13 protein-coding genes and 1 tRNA gene are annotated in these 21168 nt (G+C 52.8%); 4 read left to right on the top strand and 10 right to left on the bottom strand.

The features are described 5' to 3' along the window. Positions 1–23: 23 nt before the first annotated feature. From narI to BTJ40_RS00715, 4 genes are read right to left on the bottom strand one after another with little or no spacing between them, the layout of a single operon-like run. Positions 24–713: a respiratory nitrate reductase subunit gamma gene (gene narI, locus BTJ40_RS00730; RefSeq protein ID WP_108731322.1), complete on the bottom strand. Its 690-nt coding sequence runs from the start codon at positions 711–713 to the stop codon at positions 24–26. A gap of 4 nt (positions 714–717) precedes the next feature. Beyond that, positions 718–1452 (bottom strand): nitrate reductase molybdenum cofactor assembly chaperone, encoded by a 735-nt coding sequence (gene narJ / locus BTJ40_RS00725; RefSeq protein ID WP_108731321.1) that lies wholly within the window; start codon positions 1450–1452, stop codon positions 718–720. 19 nt (positions 1453–1471) lie between these two features. After that, complete coding sequence (gene narH / locus BTJ40_RS00720; protein ID WP_108731320.1) at positions 1472–3019, bottom strand: nitrate reductase subunit beta; 1548 nt, start codon at positions 3017–3019, stop codon at positions 1472–1474. Between the two features lie 2 nt (positions 3020–3021). Beyond that, complete coding sequence (locus tag BTJ40_RS00715; RefSeq protein WP_108731319.1) at positions 3022–6774, bottom strand: nitrate reductase subunit alpha; 3753 nt, start codon at positions 6772–6774, stop codon at positions 3022–3024. Between the two features lie 320 nt (positions 6775–7094). Here BTJ40_RS00715 and BTJ40_RS00710 point away from each other — a divergent pair, with 320 nt between their 5' ends. Together BTJ40_RS00710 and BTJ40_RS00705 are read left to right on the top strand one after the other, a co-directional pair. After that, on the top strand, positions 7095–8945 hold the full coding sequence (locus BTJ40_RS00710) for a histidine kinase (protein WP_108731318.1): 1851 nt from the start codon (positions 7095–7097) through the stop codon (positions 8943–8945). Positions 8946–9291: 346 nt separating this feature from the next. Further along, a complete protein-coding gene (locus BTJ40_RS00705; protein ID WP_108731317.1) occupies positions 9292–9969 on the top strand; it encodes a CHRD domain-containing protein in 678 nt (225 codons plus the stop codon). A 113-nt stretch (positions 9970–10082) separates the two neighbouring features. Here the strand turns inward: BTJ40_RS00705 and BTJ40_RS00700 are convergent, their stop codons facing one another. Next, positions 10083–11282 carry an alginate export family protein gene (locus BTJ40_RS00700; protein ID WP_108731316.1) on the bottom strand — a complete coding sequence of 400 codons (1200 nt, stop codon included), beginning with the start codon at positions 11280–11282 and terminating at the stop codon, positions 10083–10085. Positions 11283–11672: 390 nt separating this feature from the next. On the opposite strand from BTJ40_RS00700, the gene BTJ40_RS00695 reads away from it, so the two are divergent. Then, positions 11673–12116: an SRPBCC domain-containing protein gene (locus BTJ40_RS00695; RefSeq protein ID WP_108731315.1), complete on the top strand. Its 444-nt coding sequence runs from the start codon at positions 11673–11675 to the stop codon at positions 12114–12116. A 701-nt stretch (positions 12117–12817) separates the two neighbouring features. Here BTJ40_RS00695 and BTJ40_RS00690 read toward each other — a convergent pair. The 5 genes from BTJ40_RS00690 to BTJ40_RS00665 all read right to left on the bottom strand — a co-directional run bounded on the left by BTJ40_RS00690 (position 12818) and on the right by BTJ40_RS00665 (position 19309). Next, complete coding sequence (locus BTJ40_RS00690) at positions 12818–15598, bottom strand: S8 family serine peptidase (protein WP_192879367.1); 2781 nt, start codon at positions 15596–15598, stop codon at positions 12818–12820. 291 nt (positions 15599–15889) lie between these two features. Further along, positions 15890–16108: a hypothetical protein gene (locus BTJ40_RS00685; RefSeq protein ID WP_108731313.1), complete on the bottom strand. Its 219-nt coding sequence runs from the start codon at positions 16106–16108 to the stop codon at positions 15890–15892. Positions 16109–16288: 180 nt separating this feature from the next. After that, entirely contained in the window at positions 16289–17461 is a 1173-nt protein-coding gene (locus BTJ40_RS00675) for a slipin family protein (protein ID WP_238152098.1), read from the bottom strand. A 357-nt stretch (positions 17462–17818) separates the two neighbouring features. Then, positions 17819–17890: transfer RNA gene (locus BTJ40_RS00670), tRNA-Ser, on the bottom strand. 189 nt (positions 17891–18079) lie between these two features. Further along, complete coding sequence (locus tag BTJ40_RS00665) at positions 18080–19309, bottom strand: RtcB family protein (RefSeq protein WP_108731310.1); 1230 nt, start codon at positions 19307–19309, stop codon at positions 18080–18082. 219 nt (positions 19310–19528) lie between these two features. On the opposite strand from BTJ40_RS00665, the gene rtcR reads away from it, so the two are divergent. Next, positions 19529–21127: an RNA repair transcriptional activator RtcR gene (gene rtcR, locus BTJ40_RS00660; protein ID WP_108731309.1), complete on the top strand. Its 1599-nt coding sequence runs from the start codon at positions 19529–19531 to the stop codon at positions 21125–21127. Positions 21128–21168: the final 41 nt, after the last annotated feature.

Here is a 21168-nt window from a genome sequence, read left to right as displayed (position 1 = left end):
GGCCTGGTTAACGATTGCTGGGATTAACGCGCGGCTTTGGCGCGCACTACCTGGTAATTGCGGCGGAAGTACTGCACCGGAACACTCCATACGTGTACCAGGCGGCTGAAAGGGAACAGCAGGAACAGGGTCATGCCGAGGAAAATATGCAGCTTGTAGATGATATTTACGTCGGCGATAGCCGCTGCGGCTGCGGAGCCATCGAGGGTGACTATGGACTGAGCCCAGGCCATCAGTTTGAGCATTTCGGCACCGTCCATATGGCCGGCGGAAACCAGGATACTGATCAGGCCGAGGATTAACTGGGCGTAAAGCATCAGCAGAATTGCCAGATCCATTTTGGAAGTAGTAGCGCGCACTCTTGGATTGGTGAGACGGCGCTTAATCAGAATGGTGAGACCGATAAAGCAGATCACCCCGAAGAAACCACCGACCCCCATTGCCATCATCTGCTTGGTGGAGGCTTCAATACCGAGGAAGTGCCACACCGCTTTGGGTGTGAGCAGACCGACAAAATGGCCCGCGAGAATAGCGATCACCCCGATATGAAACAGGTAACTGCCGATACGCAATTGTTTGCGCTCCAGTAGCTGACTGGAGCCGGTGCGCCAGGTGTATTGGTCGCGGTCGTAGCGGATCAGGCTCCCCACCAGAAATACCGTGAGGGCGACGAAGGGGTAGATGGCGAAGAGCAGCGTATTCAGATAGTTCATCTTGTTACTCCTGTGGTGCAGGCTGGGCAGAATTCTGCGCGGCATCTTTGGCACTGGGGGCCCAGGTGAGGGGCTGGCCGTCGCGCAGCTGCGCAGCGCTGGGCCGCGTTATGGACTGGTCGCAATTGTTGGCGCCGGTAAAGCTGACCACCTCTTCCTCCCAGATCTTGTCCAGCGCCTCGGGGGTATCGTCGCGCTCCTCATTAGCGACTTCCTCTTTGAGCGCGGTCAGATCAACGAAGACGCCAGCCATCTGTAAGAGCGCATCCATCAACAGGTGATAGGGGCTCTCGCGCTTGGACAGGCGCGCGCTCAACAGGGCAATCACATGGGTAATATCGTGAACCCAGCCGTAGGCTGCTTCACCCTGGGTGGCGCAGAACTCTAAGTAGGTGGGTAAGTAATCCGGCAGTTCGCGCTCATTCAGTTCCAGGCCCGCATCCCGGTAGCGGTTCATCAGGTCCACCATGGCCTGGCCGCGGTCGCGGGATTCGCCGTGGATATGCTCGAACAAGTGCAGGGACACGGCGCGGCCGCGCTCGAACAGGCCGTCGTATTCACTCTGCCAATCGAGCGCATCCATGCGCTCGTAATGGGAGATAAATGACAGCAGCAAATCGCGCAGGGGCTTATCCAGATCTTCAGATTCCGCCAGCCAGCCGGTCAGTTCATCCAGGTGCGCCACCAGCTCATCGGATGGGTAATCCAGAAGGCGGGCAATTAGGTTTAACACTTTCATCGGTATTCTCCCCTCGACCTCAGTCGACCACTTTGGCCGGTATAACTTCGCGCACTGCGTGCTGCTTGCCGCCGAAGATGTTAGTGCTGTCGTTGCCGGTGCTACAGCCGTTGCCGAAGCTGAAACCACAGGAGGACTTCATGTCGTAGGCGTTTTCTGCGTAGGCCTTATGGCTGGAGGGCACCACGAAGCGGTCTTCGTAGTTGGCCAGGGCCATGTAGCGATACATTTCTTCCACCTGCTGTACGGTCAGGCCCGCCTCTTCCAGCAGTTCACGCTCCTGGATGCCGTCCACATGGATGCCGCGCATATAGGCGCGCATCACAATCATGCGTTCCAGGGCTCGGGCCACTGGCTTCTCGTCGCCGGCGGTAAGCAGGTTGGCGAGGTATTGCAGCGGGATACGCAGGGTGGAGAGATCGGGGATCTCGGCGCCGCGACCCACGGTGACGGTTTCCACTTGGCCGGCCTGCACTGCGTTCTGGATCGGAGACAGCGGCGGTACATACCAAACCATGGGCAAGGTGCGGTACTCCGGGTGCAGCGGCAGGGCGATCTGCCAGTCGATGGCCATCTTGTACACCGGGGATTTCTGCGCAGCTTCGAGCCAGGCTTCGGGTATACCCTCGGCGCGGGCAGCTTCCTGGACCTTGGGATCGCTGGGGTCGAGGAAGATATCGCACTGGGCCTGGTAGAGGGCTTTTTCGTCTTCTACCGCAGCGGCTTCCTCGATGCGGTCGGCGTCATACAGCAGTACCCCCAGATAGCGGATACGGCCTACACAGGTCTCGGAACAGATAGTTGGTTGGCCCGCCTCAATACGCGGGTAGCAGAAGATACACTTCTCGGATTTACCGGTTTTCCAGTTGTAGTAGATCTTCTTGTAGGGGCAGGCGGATACGCACATACGCCAGCCGCGACATTTGTCCTGGTCGATCAGGACGATGCCATCCTCTTCGCGCTTGTAGATGGCGCCACTTGGGCAAGAGGCCACACAAGCGGGATTGAGGCAGTGCTCACACAGGCGCGGCAGGTACATCATAAAGGTGTTTTCGAACTCACCGTAGATATCCGCCTGGACCTGTTCGAAGTTCTTGTCCTTCTTACGCTTGTCGAATTCGGTACCGAGAATTTCTTCCCAGTTGGGCCCCCACTCGATCTTCTCCATACGCTCGCCACTGATCAGCGAGCGCGGGCGGGCCACCGGTTGGTGCTTCTGCTCCGGCGCCTTGTGCAGGGTCTGGTAGTCGAAGTCGAACGGCTCGTAGTAGTCGTCGATTTCCGGCATATCCGGGTTGCCGAAAATATTGGCCAGCACCCGGTGCTTGCTGCCGATCTTCGGCTGCAATTTGCCATTTTTTTTGCGGGTCCAGCCGCCGTTCCACTTGTCCTGGTTTTCCCACTCTTTGGGGTAGCCAACGCCGGGTTTGGTTTCGACGTTGTTGAACCAGGCGTACTCGACCCCCTCGCGGGAGGTCCAGACGTTTTTACAGGTCACCGAGCAGGTGTGGCAGCCGATACACTTATCGAGGTTCAGCACCATGCCGATCTGGGCTCTAACTTTCATTGCTACACCTCCTCTCGGGTCGGCTCTTTGACGTCTTCGCCATCCAGCCAGTCGACCTTGTTCATTTTTCTCACCACCACAAACTCGTCCCGGTTACAGCCGACAGTGCCGTAGTAGTTGAAGCCATAGGACTGCTGGGCGTAGCCGCCGATCATATGGGTGGGTTTCATCACCGCGCGGGTTACGGAGTTGTGGATACCGCCGCGGGTGCCGGTGGTTTCCGCTCCCGGTGTATTCACTATGCGCTCCTGGGCGTGGTACATCATGGCCATGCCGTCGGGCACCCGCTGGGACACCACCGCACGGGCGGCAATGGCGCCGTTGACGTTGAAGATTTCGATCCAGTCGTTGTCTTCAATACCCGCCAGCTTGGCGTCGTTCTCACTCATCCACACTATGGGGCCACCGCGAGACAGGGTGAGCATCAGCAGGTTGTCGGAGTAGGTGCTGTGGATGCCCCACTTCTGGTGCGGGGTGATCCAGTTCAGCAGGATCTCCTTGTTACCGTTGGGCTTCTGGTTCAGCACCGGCTGTACGGTTTTCAGGTTGATGGGCGGCTTGTACACACACAGGTTCTCACCGAAGTCGCGCATCCACTCGTGATCCTGGTAGAACTGCTGGCGGCCAGTGATGGTGCGCCAGGGAATCATCTCGTGCACATTGGTGTAGCCGGCGTTGTAGCTCACATGCTCATCTTCCAGGCCAGACCAGGTGGGTGAGGAGATGATCTTGCGGGGCTGCGCCACGATATCGGCGAAGCGGATCTTCTCGTCTTCCTTGGGCTTGGCCAGATGGGTGTGATCGCGACCGGTAATCTTGCCCAGGGCTTCCCAGGCCTTCACCGCTACCTGGCCGTTGGTTTCAGGGGCCAGTGACAGGATCATCTCAGCGGCATCTACGGCGCTGTCGATACGGGCGCGGCCATCGCGGGCGCTTTCATCATTCCAGGTGCGGTTGAGCTTCTTGAGGAAGTCCACCTCGTCATCGGTATTCCAGCTGATGCCCTTACCGCCGTTGCCGAGTTTTTCCAGCAATGGGCCGATAGAGGTAAAGCGGTTGTAGGTGTTGGGGTAGTCGCGTTCCACCTCGATCATGCTCGGCGCAGTAACGCCGGGGATCAGGTCGCACTCGCCCTTCCACCAGGCCTTCACCCCAAAGGGCTGGGCGATTTCGGTGGGGGTATCGTGGTGGATTGGCAGGGTTACCAAATCCTTCTCCACCCCCAGGTGGCCATCGGTGAGCTCGGAGAATTTCTTCGCCACACCTTTGAAGATGTCCCAGTCGCTGCGCGCTTCCCAGGCCGGGTCCACCGCTTTGGTGAGCGGGTGGATAAAGGGGTGCATATCGGAAGTATTGAGATCGTCCTTCTCATACCAGGTAGCCGTTGGCAGCACGATGTCGGAATAGAGACAGGTGGTGGACATACGGAAGTCCAGTGTCACCAGCAGATCGACTTTGCCCTCACTGGGGGTATCGTGCCAGGCCACATCTTCCGGCTTCTTGCCGCCGGCTTCGCCCAGGTCCTTACCCATCAGGCCGTGCTTGGTGCCGAGCAGGTGGCGCAGCATGTACTCGTGGCCCTTACCGGAGGAACCCAGCAGGTTGGAGCGCCAGATGAACATATTGCGCGGGTAGTTCTGCGGATTATCCGGGTCCTGGTTGGCGAACTTGAGCGCGCCGCGCTTGAGCTGCTGTACGGTGTAATCCTTGGCGGACATACCCGCAGCGGCGGCATCTTTGGTCAGTTGCAGCGGGTTCATACCCAGCTGCGGTGCGGAGGGCAACCAGCCCATACGCTCGGCGCGGCTGTTGTAATCGATAATGGAAGCCTGCCACTTGCTCTTGTCGGCCAACGGCGAAACCACTTCGTCCATCTCCAACTTCTCGTAGCGCCACTGGCTGGCGTGGTTGTAGAAGAAGGAGGTGCCGTTCATATGGCGCGGCGGACGCTGCCAGTCGAGGCCGAAAGCGAGGGGGGTCCAGCCGGTTTGCGGGCGCAGCTTTTCCTGCCCCACATAGTGGGCCCAGCCACCGCCACTCTGACCGATACAACCGCACATCATCAACATATTGATGAGGCCACGGTAGTTCATATCCATATGGTACCAGTGGTTGAGGGCAGCCCCCACAATCACCATGGAGCGTCCACGGGTCTTGTCAGCGGTATTGGCGAACTCGCGCGCTACCTGGATAACGTTCTCACGGTGACAGCCAGTGATCTTCTCCTGCCAGGCGGGTGTGTAGGGCTTGTCTTCGTCGTAACTGTGGGCACAGTTGGGATCGTCGAGGCCGTGTTCAACGCCGTAGTTGGCCAGGGTCAGGTCGTAGACGCTGGCAACCTTGAGCACCTCGCCGTCTTTGTTCTGCACAAACTTCACCGGCACCTTGTAGTCGATCACATCGCTGTGGTCGGTGTGCTGGAAGTAGTCGTGTTCGTGAGTCTGGCCACCAAAGTATGGGAAGGCCACCTGGGCAATTTCATCAGCGCAGTCTTTCAGGCTGAGCTTCAGCTCCACTTCTTCGCCACTGAGGCCATCGCGCTGCTCAATATTCCATTTTCCCTGCTCGCCCCATCGATAGCCCACTGAGCCCTGAGGGGAAACCAACTGGCCATCATGGTTGACGGCGATGGTCTTCCACTCCGGGTTGTTGTCCTGGCCGAGGTCATCCGCCAGATCGGAGGCGCGCAGGAAGCGGCCCTGTACCAGCTTGCCGTCGCGCTCTTCCAGGGTCACCAGCATCGGCATATCGGTGGTGGTGCGCACATATTCGGTGAAGTAGGCACTGGGCTTGTCGACGTGGAATTCTTTCAGGATCACGTGGCCGAAGGCCATCGCCAGGGCCGCATCGGTACCCTGGCGAGGTGCCAGCCAGGTGTCGCCAAACTTGGAACACTCTGAGTAGTCGGAAGTGATTACGCAGGTCTTGGCACCCTTGTAACGCACCTCGCTGAGGAAGTGCGCATCCGGGGTACGGGTCTGCGGCACATTGGAGCCCCACACGATCAGGTAATTGGAGTTGTACCAGTCGGCGGACTCGGGCACGTCGGTCTGCTCGCCCCAAATCTGTGGAGAGGCGGGCGGCAGGTCGCAATACCAGTCGTAGAAACTCAGGCAGTTACCGCCGATCAATGACAGATAGCGGGCGCCGGCGGCGTAGGACACCATGGACATGGCGGGAATCGGCGAGAAGCCGGTCACCCGGTCCGGGCCGTAATTCTTGGTGGTGTAGACGTTTGCAGCGGCAATCAGCTCATTGGCTTCATCCCATTTGATCCGTACAAAGCCACCCATTCCCCGGCGTTCTTTATAGGACTTGGCCTTGGCCGGGTCCTCGACAATGCTGGCCCAGGCCTCTACCGGGTCGCTGTATCTCAACTTGGCTTCGCGCCAGAGTTTTACCAGGCGTTTGCGGATCTTCGGGTACTTGAGGCGGTTGGCCGAGTACATATACCAGGAGTAGCTGGCACCACGGGGGCAGCCTCGAGGTTCGTGGTTGGGCAGGTCCGGGCGGGTGCGCGGGTAATCGGTCTGCTGGGTCTCCCAGGTGACCAGGCCGTCTTTAACGTAGATCTTCCAGCTGCAGGAGCCGGTGCAATTCACCCCGTGGGTGGAGCGCACGATCTTGTCGAACTGCCAGCGGCGACGATAACCGTCTTCCCAGCTGCGGTCGTCGTTGGTCTTTTCCCCGTGTCCTCCGGAAAAAGGCTCTTTTTGTTTCTTCAGATATTTCAGTCGGTCCAGGAAATGGCTCATGCGGTACTCCCAGGGCATCGAAATGCGGTTAAAGCATCGGTTTAACGGGAATATAAAAGGGGGGGACGGCAGGATCACCTGACCAAAAAGGGGTAGAAAAGCGACGATCTACCCCCGAATGGGTAGGGAAACAGCGCCAGCGGGCCGTTATGGTGGTGCCCTACCCCAGCAATAACAGGGCTTCTGCGTAAAAAACAGGCGTCAGGTTAAATTATGTGCAAAACTGGCGGTCTTTAGTGGTACTCACAACTTTGTGCGCCAATGGACGGCACAATAGAGATCAGCCATCCACAACCGCCCCAGGGCGAAGTGAATCCGAAATGCTGAACCGAATTCGACAGTCCATCGTCTACCGCATCGGCACCCTGATGCTGCTCACCGTACTGGTAGCACTGAGCTCTATGGTGGCGTCCTATATTATCTCCGATGCCGCCGAAAACGATGCCGCCGCGGTGAACCTGGCCGGCTCACTGCGCGCAATGAGCTACCGACTCGCCGCTACCGCTCCCTCCGGAGACATTGAGGCCACGACCGAACTTGCCGACGAGGTAGCCGCGCGCCTGACGCGGGTACTCAGTATTTCCGACTTCACCGCCAGCGATAACCTGCGCGCGGCGCGCAATTACCGCAAGGTGATCGAAAGCTGGGAGGGTGAGATTCGCCCACTACTGGAGTCCATTGCCGCTGGGCACACCGCCATGAACTCCCTGCAACTAGCCAAGCGGCTGGAGCCCTTTATCGGCGATGTGAATACCCTGGTATTCGATTATCAAACCATCGCCGAGGAAAAAATAAGCCTGCTGCGTTTGGTCCAGGTGGGTTCCCTGTTTGCCATTGTGACCCTGGTTTACCTGTCTCTGTGCATACTGCACCGCTCTGTGGAGCAACCTCTTAAGCAACTCACCAATCGCTCCTTGAGCATCGCCCAGGGGGACTTCAACCAGCACCGCTTGGAGATTAACAGCGAGGATGAGCTGGGGGTACTGGCACGTACCATCAACTATATGAGTGATGAAATCCACGCGACGCACCAGGACCTCGCCCACCGCGTGGAATTGAAAACCTCCCAGCTGCAGAAGAGCCACGAAGCGCTCGACTTTCAATACCGTTTGGCGCGGCGCATTAGCGAAGGGCCACTCACGGGGGCGGAATTGGGCCAGTGGCTGGGGGAATTTGCCAATGTCGCAGACCTGGACAACCTGGACCTGTGCCTGATGACCCCGGAGGGCGAGGCGCCCTATGAGCACCTGGTACAGGGGCTTGGCAATACCCAGTGCACAGGAAGTGAGTGCCATATCTGCGTGAATACCTGCGGCCCCTCCGATGAAGACCAGCAACGCGTGTACCGATTCCCACTGGAAGTGGACAAGCGCAATTATGGTGTACTCACCTGCACCCTGCCCCGAGGTGAGAGCCTTGATGAAGAGCAACAACAGCGCCTGGCCACCTTTGCCGACAGCGTCACCGCTGCCATCGCCATCAATGAACGCGAAGCCCAGGAGCGCCGTGTTGCCCTGTTGGACGAACGCGCGATCATCGCCCGCGAGCTGCACGATTCCCTGGCCCAATCCCTGTCCTACCTGAAAATCCAGGTCACCCGACTCAATCGCGCTAATCGCAGCGAGCAGGTGGATAAGTCCAAGGTAGAGGAAATTATTACAGAACTGAAAGAGGGCCTGGATTCTTCCTACCGCCAGCTCCGCGAACTGCTTACAACCTTCCGCTTACAAATAGGCCCAGGCGGTCTGCGTAGTATCCTGGAGCAATCTATTCTCGCTTACCGCGAACAGCACCCACAGATTAATGTCCTGCTGGATTACCATCTGGACGAAGTGCCGTTAACTCCCCACGAGGAAATTCATCTGCTTCAACTGGTGCGCGAGGCCTCGCAAAATGCCGTGTACCACTCCCAGGGGGATATGGTGCAAATCAGCCTGACCCAGGCCGACAACCACTCCCTCAACGTGCGCATCCGCGACAACGGCATCGGCATCAGTAGCGCGCCGGAAAAACGCAACCACTTCGGTATGTCGATCATGCAGGAGCGCGCCAGTAACTTGAATGGAAAACTGGATATTCGTCGCCGCGATGAAGGGGGCACCGAAGTGCAATTCGACTTTATTCCCCTCTATGCCCGCGAGCGGGAATTGGTTTGGAAGGATGTGGGGTAACAGCACCCAACCTTCATAAAAAGTTATTAGGGGTGAGCAACTAATTGCAGCCCCTATTTTTTAAGCTGGCCAATATCTTTATTAATAATCTTCACAGATCTAACGGCAAACCCAAGCAGCCCCTCATGCCAAATTCCACTCACCCAATTAGCCAGCAGCAAAAATACTGACTCCTAAATTGACCCTCAAGGGGCAATAGCTAGCTCATATGCTACAAGTACATATCGCTGGCCTATCCCGTGATTCACACCAATTCATATTAGTGAATATCAGCCTCCTCGATGGCCCGGCATCCAACCATTCCATCAAGCAATGACTATATCGATTTAATAGAGAGGAGAGGTTTATGAAACTGAGTTCATTGCCCAGAGCCACTTTCTTAATGTTGGCAGTATTTCTGCTGGCCTATTCCGCATTCACGGTTTCCGATAGCCACAATAAAAAAGAAAAAGATCCCTCAGGTGCCAAACATGGGGCTGGTGGTGAGAAAGCCTGGTCCAAGGCAGGAAATGACAAGATGTTTACCATTTTTAAATCTGATTTAACCACCGCCAATGAAAATATGCTCGGTAAAAAAGTCAATCCACAAACTCCCAAAGATGCAGGTGGCTTCTTTATTGGCGCTTACAACAACAAGACACATATGCTGAATTTTATGGTTGGCTATAGCGATCTATCAAAGGGCGGTGTGGCAATGTCACATTTCCATATGCAATGTACTGGACAAGGCCAAGAGCCCCCTATTTGCAAACCAGGTAAGCCCAGTGGCCCCATTATCCAAACCATCTGTGGAATGCCCACTCACCCCGGTATGGTCCCCGACTGGCCCGAGACTAAAACTGACAAGGATAAACACGGCTTGGCAAAAAAATGCGCTGAAGGCACCAGTGGATATATTATGGGAAAATGGATGGTGGAAGAGCCCTATCGCAAGGGGCTAATGGATGGAAAGGTCTTTGTTAACCTACATACTCAGCTGGACCCAAAAGGTGAGGTATCCGGCCTTTTAAAAATGGAACAGTAAACTCCCTTTCCTTGTAAATTCACTGATGAGATAAGACAGCGCTGGGCTCCGCTACCTAAATAGCAGAGCCCAGCACTTTCAAACTCGATTTACGAATTGCCAACTCAAAAGAATCAGAATTTGGCTGTAAGCATCAACCAAAATTTATCAGTATCTGCACTGTAATCTTCTGCATCGTAAGTAGCATATTTCACTAATGCGGAGAAATATTCATTAAATTCATGGCCGTAACTGATATTCCACTCACTGCCGTAATCCGCTGAACCTTCATTGGCTTCAAAACTGTGATAAGTAATACCCAAGTCACCACCGGCAAGCGCCAGGCTGGCACCGAGATATAAATCCTCAACACCATCTGCAGGAGTTTCTATAAACTTATCAGTGTATCCCTGGAACTTGTGAAGTGTTGCCAGTGGGGTACTAAAACCAACACCATCGTCTGAACCCAACACCTCATAGCCCAGTTTGCCTTTCACTGGCCCCAATGGAGCGGCAATTTCCGCAAGGTAATAATCCGCGGAAAAATCACTGAGATTACTGCCAATATCCTCCTGGCGGGCATAACTCAGCTGGGTTTCAAACAGGCCAAAATCGCCTCGATAACCGGCACCAAAAGTACGCGCTGAAAAGTTCACAGCGTTATCCAGGTCCAGGTTGTAGAAGAAGGCGGTCAACTTATGCTCTTCTACCAGCGGATAGCTGGCATGAAACAGTTGAATATCTCCGTCCAGGTCCGAGCGAGCACTATCTTCACCATAAATGCGGTTTACGTTGTAGATATAGCTGTAATCCAGCTGCAACTCCCCTTCTCCGCCAAACTGATAACGCAAGCCATCGTACGTTTGTTCATTCTGGCGCCAACCCACGCCACCGACAAAGCGCTGGCCATCCAGGTTAATCCGCTGTCGACCGGCGATTACTTTGGAGTTAAATCCGTTGTACTTTAAATAGGCTTGATTTACCTCAGTGCCCTGGGGATCAACAACTACGGGATGCTCAGTATTGCCATTTACCGTGGAGTTGTAATTGTCGTTACCGATTTCACTGATGTTATCCACCTCAAAGAATGCATCAAAACCACGGTAGCTGCCACTGGTCCAGTTCAACCGGGTTCTCAAGGTTGAGGCGACGGCTACATCATCAATATTGTCCTGATCAACATGCTCTACCCGGTAGCGAAGATTCACTCCCACCTCTCCTGAATTGAGAGCGTCAGTTAATGTTGCGCTTTCATTCTCTGCTGCGATTGCCTGATAACTGGAAACTCCAAGGATGATGGCCGCGATTACGGTGGACAATTTCTGTTGTTTCATTCGCCGTTCCTTTGCAAAAATATTTTGGGTGGAAGGCAACTGCACAAATATGACCGAAACCATTCCCGATCACAGCAGTTATCCCAGTGCGAATGCATTATGCAGGCGGAGTACCTAGCGATTTATTGATATACATCAGATTGTTGCCTCACTTTTGGAAAGATTACCAATCTAAGTCTTTAAACTTTTTGAATGAAAATTTCTTTTGGGAAATAACATTGATTAAGCAAAGTTAAAAAAATAAAAGGTGGCGGCTATTAACAAAAACCATAAATATTTTCATATTTACAAACAAAATTAATGGGGATACAAGCTTGTGAAAGTAGCGCCAGCTGCTAAAAGTTATATTCAAATTTGCTCCAGCAATGTTAACCAAAAGGGAAGACAATCATGCCTGACTACACCACCTCTTTCTTAAGCCCTGTCACCCAGGAAGAAGCTTACCGGGCAGTTGCTGAAAAGATGTCCCAGTGGTGGACTCCAACCAGCGGCCCTTTCCTGGCGGTGGGTGATACCGCCAAAACCGGGTTTGGCGGCCAGTCTTACTGGGTATTCCGCGCCAAAGCCCTGGTACCGCAGAAACTGATCGAACTTGAGTGTATCGAGTCTTTTATGGTTTCTGAGCAGGTCGATGACCCCAAAGAGTGGGAGGGCAGTACTCTCCGATTTGAATTTGCCAGTGAACCCGGTGGAACCCGCCTTACTTTCACCCATATTGGCCTGTCTCCAGAGATGAAGTGCTGGGACATGTGTAAAAGCGGCTGGGACTACTACCTGCCCGGAAGTCTACAGGAATATCTCAAGGGTGGGACCGGCAACCCGAATAGTTACTAGCGACTTGGCAGACCCCGCAAAAGCGGGGAATACAGCGAAGCGGTATGCGGAAGATTGGGGGATGCCGGTTTAGCCCCACAGGTGCGGGGAACACTCTAAATATAACTTACTGTTTTTAAAGAGCTTTTGGGGAGAGATAAATTCTACCAAACTCCTGATGGCATTTTACGCCACCTCGCCCGTGCTTACAGGGTACAAAATTGAAGCGTCCGGTGTCTCTGGATGAGGAGCTACTATGTACCAATGTACCTACCATTTGCACGCCTCTCCTCCTAGAATTTATCTGGATTGTGAGCCGTTCTGAAAGCCAGATGCATCGTAGAATTACTCAGCGGCTTTCTAGGCATATTAAAAAATAGGACCAAATCACAATGAGAGAATTAACACAGTGAGATTACAAGGTATGGCAACCTTTGCTATTACATGTAAGCTGTCATGCAAAAATGGCAAATTTAAATTGTGAAACCTGATTCTTGGTTTAGAAATTCCACAAAATAAATTAATGAGTAAAGTGAAGTGACAAGGATTACTAGAAGCGGGCGATTTATTGGTGCTCTCTGTGGTTAAAATGGTATTTGCCTGGGCGATTATGCTCTAAGTTTTATAGCTATTGTAGCGATGGCAAACAGGTTATTAAATTGAACGGCAACCCCTTCCACTGAGTCGAGGGTTGCCGCAACCAGGCAATGTCGAGCCTTAAATTACAAGTCTTCCAAGGTGTCCGACAGCACCTCCAATTCTATATCTACGCCATCCACGTCCCCATGAGAAGATCCGCTAATCACCGGATACCAACCACCGTCGCTTTCCAAACGTTGGCACAGCTCGTTAACTTCGCAGATAACACCATCATTATCCATATCTGTACCAGCCATCACTCCATAACCGGACTCTGAGGTTGCATCCAGTGACGGCGATGTATAGTAGTAGACACCCTTCTCCTCGTCGAAAGTTGCCGTTGCTTGGCCAGCAGTTCCACCAGTCTCAATATCTGTAAACTCCACATAAACAGCACCAGCATAATTATCGGAATCTACATCTTCGGTGATAACCTGCACCGATATCCACAAGTCAAAGCGGGTATCTGTAGATGCGGTAAAGCTCAGGATACCTGTGTAACGACCTGCCTCCAGACTATCTGCGTCCACAACAACACTATAACTGCCGAGCCCGGTTGACTCGTCATCCAGGTAGGTAGCAGTTAACCAGGAATCCGATGAGCTGATTTCAGCTACAGAAACATCAGTCGTATTGGCGAGCAACTCTACCTCCAATTCCGTCTGGGTCCACAACTCACGTTGGTGACCATCCTTAACATAGAGCCGGCCAGCCTGAGTCGTGCCAGCTGCCTGGGCCCTTGCCGAGGCGACGGCAAGCTCTGCATCAATTTCGCCATAACCGTAAAGGGAGTCCGGTGTTTCGCCGTAAGAAACCTTAAAGTCTGTGACTAACTCATCAAAGTTGTCAGGAGTCATGGACTCCCACTCTTCTTTCATCAGTGCAATAACGCCGGCCACATGGGGTGCGGCCATAGAGGTACCTTGCATCCACTCGTAGGTGAATTCAATTTCACCATCGTCAGTTTCTTGCCCGACAGTGCTAAGCACACCTCCATCAACAACATACTCCCCTGTTTCTCCTCCAGGTGCAGTCAAGTCAACAACGGAGCCGTAATTGGTATACCAAGCAGCTCCACCTCCCTCGCGGGTGGCGGCCACTGTTACAACTCCATCGAGGCCAGCTGGCGAATAATCGCTGGCATCCTCTTCTGAGTTACCGGCAGCTGCAACTATTATGACACCCGCCTCACGAGCCGCGCTTATGGCGTCCTGTTGAGTCTGGGAATAACCCGATCCACCAAGACTCATATTGATTACATCTGCCCTGCGGTCAGGGACTGTGCCAGAGTCATTATCAAGGCCTGCCGCGAAGTACACTCCTTGCGCGATGTCATAATCAGTCCCGCCTCCAAAGCCAAGCACCCGCACAGGCATAATCTTGGCATCATAGGCTACTCCGGCAATACCGACACCGTTATTAGTCGCTGCTGCGATGGTGCCCGCTACATGGGTTCCGTGCCAGGAGTCAGAAGTAGTGAGCGGATCGTCACCCGGGTCTTCCGGGTCGGGATCAATACCATCCCCATCCACCGCCATTAGTCTGTCACTGACCATGTCGTAACCAGATACCAGCTGGCCCTCCAAATCAGGATGCCCCGATAAAATGCCTGTATCCAATACCGCGACTATAACCCCTGCCCCTGTAGACGTTGTCCATGCGTCCTGCACAGCAATTTGTGAGTAGTGCCACATACTCGGGTAAAAGGGATCATTCACCGACTGGCTATGTCGAATACGGTTTAACTCCACATACTCAAACTGACCACTTGCATGAAGACGTTTAAGCGTATCAATGGTCTCCAGCTTACGCTGTACTTCAGTGGGAATTGTTATGCCAACACGAGTTAAATTTTCGACTGTTCCAGTTGACTTATCCAAACCAAATCCGGTCGCAGCCTGGTTTGCATCCAATAACATGGGCCGATCAGCGCCTGAATCTCCCCTGATCGCACCAGCCGAAGTCAGCGTTTTGATACCAGCAGCTTTAACATCGGACTTAAGGCGGCCTACAAGTTGACCTGCAACAAACTTATCACTAGCCCGGATTCCCTTGCTTGCGCTGGTTGCCGATGAGGCTGAATTCAACCTCATTCGATAAGTTGAGGTGCCCCCAAAAGCATAAGCGAGCACGTAGTAAGTCCCATCTTCAGGTACCGTTACAGACTCTTCATCGCTATAACCCGTGGAACTATCAACAAAGTCTCCAGATTCATCGACGAGATAAAGGTCAATATCTGCAAGGTCATCACTCCCTTCCTCCATATTGAGGGATATTTCCTGACCCTCCTCCAAGCTAGCGATGTAAAAATCGTATTGATCTTCCGAAGAGCTCCCATCCAAGTAGGTTAGGAAACCGGTTACCTCACTAACACTTGAAATTTCCTGCGCTTCTTTCATAGAACCATTAGATACATACTCAGTGTTTGGGTCACTGGTATCGCTGTCGACAAATACACCCTGTAAAATCGACACCTGGCCCGAAACATGAAAGTCACCGCTGCTGACGGATAGAGTAGTGGACTGGTCATCGGTGAGACCCGTTTGGTCGTCCACTACAAGGCGAACTTCATATTGACCATTTTCCTGATATTCATGCTCAGGTTGCACACCTTCGCCTGTGGTGCCATCACCAAAGTCCCACGTGTACAGTAATTCAGTACTTTCTGCATCGGTACTTTCTGATGCATCAAATACAATCAACCGGGATTTCGAATCTGGCTGGCTGTACGAAAAGTTTGCTACTGGTGCCTGATTCTCCTCTGATGAAGATGACCCTCCGTCACCTCCACTTCCACCGCCACCACATGCCGTTGTTATCAGAGTTAGCAGAGGAACTGCTACCTTTAGGAATTTAGCACTCATTCCTATACATTCCCTTTTTAAGTGTGTAATAAAGTTCATCAAGAAACTGAAAAACTGTCGCAGAAGGAGAAATCAAAATAAGGACATTCGCAGGCCTGGAATATAAATACCAAGTTTGTACCAAGACATCATTGCCTCTTTGCAGAAATCTCCTTTAGGACGGAATAATCAAAAAGATTTTATGATAAAGCTATAATAACCTAAATATTTTCTTAACCGAAAAGTTAATTTTTTGCCCTTGAATTCTTTAATGACACACAACCAAAACTTACCCACCATTGTCACCAAATTCTAGAAGTTGTATTTCCATACCAGTAATATTCCGCACTGAACAATCCGCTCAGCATTCAGACCCTGCTCACTCATTAATTCAAAAGCTTCAATCACCCTTTCAAAGTGCAAGCTAAACGACAATAAATTACCTGGCCCCTGGAAACGCACCTTTCCTGGAGCAAAAGTAATCTCTGCTGCATCCAGTGGTTCGCCGCCGACCTCGGCATGGCTAATCACTTTGACTGCGCGTAAACAGGACGGGCTTTTTACGGCCCCACGCAAATATTGTTAATTCGAACCAGCTTTTTCAAGCAGACGGACAAGGTGAGGGAAGTCCGTAAAATCTCTCCGCCGCCCGCCCACTGGGCGCCGTCTATCTCAATCACTGTCTAATTCCTTAAAGCTCAAATCTTTTATTTATGCAGTGGGACGTAACTTCACCAACTCATTCATCACCCCATCAAGGCCGCCATATACGGAAATTTTATCGATGCGGGTACTGACCCGCTCCAGAGCTTCCAGTTCTTTCAAGCGCAACAGTACCGGGTTGTTATCCATCAGCTTGGCGGTATTGTGAAGCGATCTCATTGCCTGGGTTTCTTCCCGGCGCTTAATTAGGTTTGCCTCAGATTCCTTCTGCGCTTCTACAACCTGATTGAGGATCATCTTCATATCGCCGGGCAAAATAATATCCTTGACCCCGACACTGGTAAGCTCGATACCATATTTGGCCAGCTTGTCACGGATGTCGGTCGCAATCACAATATTCAGCCTGTCCTTGTCGGCCAGAAGGCTATCCAGAGTTTGGGTACCCACGGCCTCGCGCAAGTGCAGCTGCAATTCGCGATAAATAAAACCTGTACTATCGCTGAGCTTTAGCGCTACTTTTTTTGCATCGGTAATTTTGTAAACACCGGTCAAGTTGATACGCAGGCTGACCCGATCCTTGGTCAGAATTTCCTGGCCGCTGACTTCGATGGTTTTCAACCGCAAGTCCAGTACCTTGACCTCGATAGAGCGGTTGTATTTCCAGTAGCCATAACAGCCAGGCTGTAGCACCTTTTCCAACTTACCATTGACCATTAACAGGCCCACGTGCTCATCGGGAATCTCGTTGTAGCTTACCGCCTGAAGGGCAGTGCGCATTTGTCCAGCACGTACACCTCGCCCCAATAGACCCAGGACTTTTTTATCGATGGCGTATTCCTCAGAGATATCCACGATTTCCACCCGCACGGATTCACCGCCCTTCCACACAGCGCGGAAAGTACCCGGTGGTAAAATATCGACCAAGTGATTATCCCGGTAAAATAATCCCACTTGATGGTCTGACAATTCATAGGATTGCAGGTATTCACCAAGGATCTCACCATAGGTGTTTAACAAAAATTTGGCTTTGATTTCATCGAATACCACATCGGTAATATCATAAGTTTCTGCCCGTACATCACCGGACAATAGGGATATACGATGGCTGCCAGGTGGCAGCACCCCTTCAAAACGGTTGCGGCGAAATAGCAACACTCGCTCGCTATCCGCAACATCCACGTTCTTCCATATTTTGAACAGAGATATCATGGTTCTTATCATTTATTCCATTTCCATACTGCGCTACCCCAATGGGCCGCAAGGGTGGGGCCCGTCCAGCGACAGGTGGTAAACCGTTTGTGCCGAGCGGGGCCCAGCGGCAGAGGAATTACGATTTTCCCCACATGGCTCCCCCTGAGCCTGCAGCCAAAATCCTTGGCCAGGAGACACAACCGTAAATCTTGCCGCTGGATCGCACAGGGCAGACCCACAATTAACGACACAGTTGCCAGAGTGCCTCCGCAGTAAATCGCTAAATCCTATTTACCGTATCGAGAGGCTATCGGACCCCAGGTAGATTTTTAATGGGGAGTCGAACCCCAGGCTCTCGCCTCTTTCCAGGCCGTTTGGATAACGATAGGACTTTGGCAGGAATCGAACCTGCTACAAATCGATAAGTTATCGACTGCTCTACCAAATGAGCTACAAAGTAGTCGTTTGAACTTCTATCCCGTGGGTACACCTGCCGCCATAGGCGGTGGTGCCGGGCCGGGATTCAGAACCGGCTCCGCTGACGGGCTAAAGGCCTCAAACTCGGTTGCGGCAACCCGGCAAATTCGCCCGGCAACCTGCATGCTTTGGCAATTGCTTTAGTTCGGCCGATCCCTGGCCTAAAACGCGTCAGCCTTTGACGCAAACCACTTGCTTGAGGGTGTAGACGATTTCCACCAGGTCTTTCTGTGCTGCCATAACCTTCTCGATAGGTTTGTAGGCCGATGGGGTTTCATCGATCACACCCTCGTCTTTTCGGCATTCCACATCGGCGGTGGCCGCGCGATGCTCTTCCAGGGAGACCAGCTTTTTGGCCTTGGTACGGGACATCACTCGTCCGGCCCCATGGCTACAGCTACAGAAGCTTTCTTCGTTACCCAGCCCCCGCACAATAAATGACTTGGCCCCCATACTACCGGGAATAATACCCATTTCGCCGGCACGCGCTCTTACAGCGCCTTTCCGGGTCACCAGCACATCTTTGCCGTAATGATGCTCGCGGGAAACGTAATTGTGGTGACAATTCACCGCTTCCATCCGTGCCTCAAAATCCATCCCCAGGGCCTGCTTCACCGCGCCGATAGTTCGCACCATCATTACTTCGCGATTGATACGGGCAAACTCCTGCGCCCACTCCACCGCCTGCACATAGTCATCAAAGTGCTCTGTACCTTCCGGGAAATAAGCCAGGTCACTGTCCGGCAAGTGGATATGCCAGCGCTCCATATCCCGCTTGGCTTTCTCAATAAAGTAAGTGCCTATTCGATTTCCCACTCCCCGGGAGCCACTATGCAGCATCAACCACACGCTACCCTGTTCATCCAGGCACATCTCGATAAAGTGATTGCCTGTGCCAAGCGTTCCCAGGTGATTGATATTATTAGTATTTTTTAATACCGGGTGCCTCTCTTTGAGCAGCTCAAACTGGGCGGCCAGAGGCACCCAACCGGCAAGTGCATCGTCCGGTGGATTCTCCCAGGCCCCCTTATCCCGACCTCTCCCCCGGTGTCGGCCAGTACGTCCGTGGGGCACTGCGCGCTCGATGGCGCTGCGCACTCCAGCCAGGTTGTCCGGCAGTTGCGCCGCCGTCAGGCTGGTGCGAACCGCCATCATGCCGCAGCCAATATCCACCCCTACGGCAGCGGGAATTACTGCCCCCAGAGTTGGGACCACGCTGCCAATGGTGGCGCCTTTGCCCAGATGTACATCAGGCATCGCCGCGACCCATTTATGGACGAATGGCATCTGCGAGATATTTTTGAGCTGCGCTTTGGCTTCATCTTCAAAAGGCACACCCAGGGTCCAGGACTTAATCGGTACCCCACCTGCCTGCATTACTTCATATGGCATTGGTTTCATCTTCCACTCCTTTTGAAACCGCGCTTGGTATTCATGTGTTTCATTTATTTATTGATATAGCGAATTGGGTGCCAACTTTTGCAGACAGCTGAAAAATACTTATAACTTATTGTTTTTTAACGATTTATTTTCTATCTCAGGGTTTTTTAGTAGATTTCTTGAGACAAGGGATTGATAAATATCTATCTTTTTTGATAGTTAAATCATATTTTAGATAGCATGAAGACAATCGCTATCAGTATTCTTGGTACCAGCAAGGACCGGCGCGGCAAAGGCGACAAGCGCTGGGATAAGTGGCGCCCAAACATTTCCATGTGCCAGCACGATGATCTATTGATCGATCGGCTGGAGCTCCTCTTCGACAACCACTCAAAAAACCTGGCCGACCAGGTCACAGAAGATATTGCGCGGGTCTCTCCAGAGACCGAAGTGGTCCACCACCGGGTGAACTTCAATGACCCTTGGGATTTCGAGAGCGTGTATAGCAATCTGCTGGATTTCGCCCGCGCCTATAGCTTCAAGCCGGATGACGAGCAGTACCTGGTGCATATCACCACCGGTACTCATGTAGCTCAGATCTGCTTGTACCTGTTAACAGAGGCGGGGTATTTCCCCGGGCGTCTGCTGCAAACTTCCCCGGCGCGAAAGAACAGTAGCTTGCCGGGCGAATACCAAATCATCGATTTGGACCTGTCCAAATACGACCAGATTGCCTCGCGCTTCCAGAGGGAACACCAGGAGGGCACCACCTATCTGAAGGGGGGAATCGAGACCAACAATCTCGCTTTTAACCAGATGATCGAGCAGCTGGAGCAGGTATCGATTCGCTCCGACGCCCCCATACTAATTACCGGTCCCACAGGGGCAGGTAAATCCCAGCTGGCCCAGCGTGTCTTTGAACTACGCAAGCAGCGGGGCAAGCTGGAGGGCGGACTGGTAGCCGTTAACTGCGCCACCCTGCGCGGCGAGAATGCCATGTCCGCCCTGTTCGGCCACCGTAAAGGCGCCTATACCGGTGCCACCACCCACCGGCCAGGCTTGCTAATGGAAGCGGATAAAGGCCTGCTGTTTCTCGATGAAATCGGTGAGTTGGGCTTGGATGAACAAGCCATGCTATTGCGCGCGATTGAGCACAAACGCTTTATGCCATTCGGCTCAGATAAGGAAATTAGCAGTCACTTCCAATTGATTGCCGGTACCAACCGGGATCTGGTGCAGCTCTGCCAAGAAGGTAAATTTCGCGCGGACCTGCTCGCCCGTATCGATCTGTGGACCTACCGACTGCCCTCTCTACGAGAGCGTATTGAAGACCTGGAACCCAATATAGATTTTGAGCTGGAGGCTTTCTCCAGGAAATCCGGGCATCTTGTCAGCTTTAATAGAGCAGCACGGGAAAAGTACCTGAGTTTTGGGCGCTCCCGCGAGGCCAGCTGGTCTGCGAACTTTCGCGACCTTAACGCCAGTATCCTGCGTATGGGTACCCTCGCCGACGGTGGGCGTATCACGACTCAGGTAGTGGAAGAGGAAATCCATAGGTTGCGAATTAAATGGCAAAACCCACTAACAGATTCACCGCTACCTCTTGCCCGTATTGAAGCATTATTGGGCCGCGACCACTTCGAACAGATGGATTACTACGAGCAAATCAAACTTGCTGGGCTAATTCAGGTTTGTGAAGAATCCAACTCGATGGCAGAGGCCGGACGCAAATTATTTCAAGTGAGCCGCACCTCAAAAAAATCCAACAACGACTCACACCGGGTACGCCAACTTTTAGATAAATACGGTCTTAAATTCGACCAGCTGAATAAAACATAGAGGCCACTTGGCATCATTTTTTGTTAGTCTGATTCCAAAAG

It is taken from the genome of Microbulbifer sp. A4B17 (assembly GCF_003076275.1).
Lineage (GTDB): Bacteria > Pseudomonadota > Gammaproteobacteria > Pseudomonadales > Cellvibrionaceae > Microbulbifer.
The sequence above is the reverse complement of the archived record's forward strand: the minus strand, read 5'-3'. Positions and strand labels throughout refer to the sequence as shown.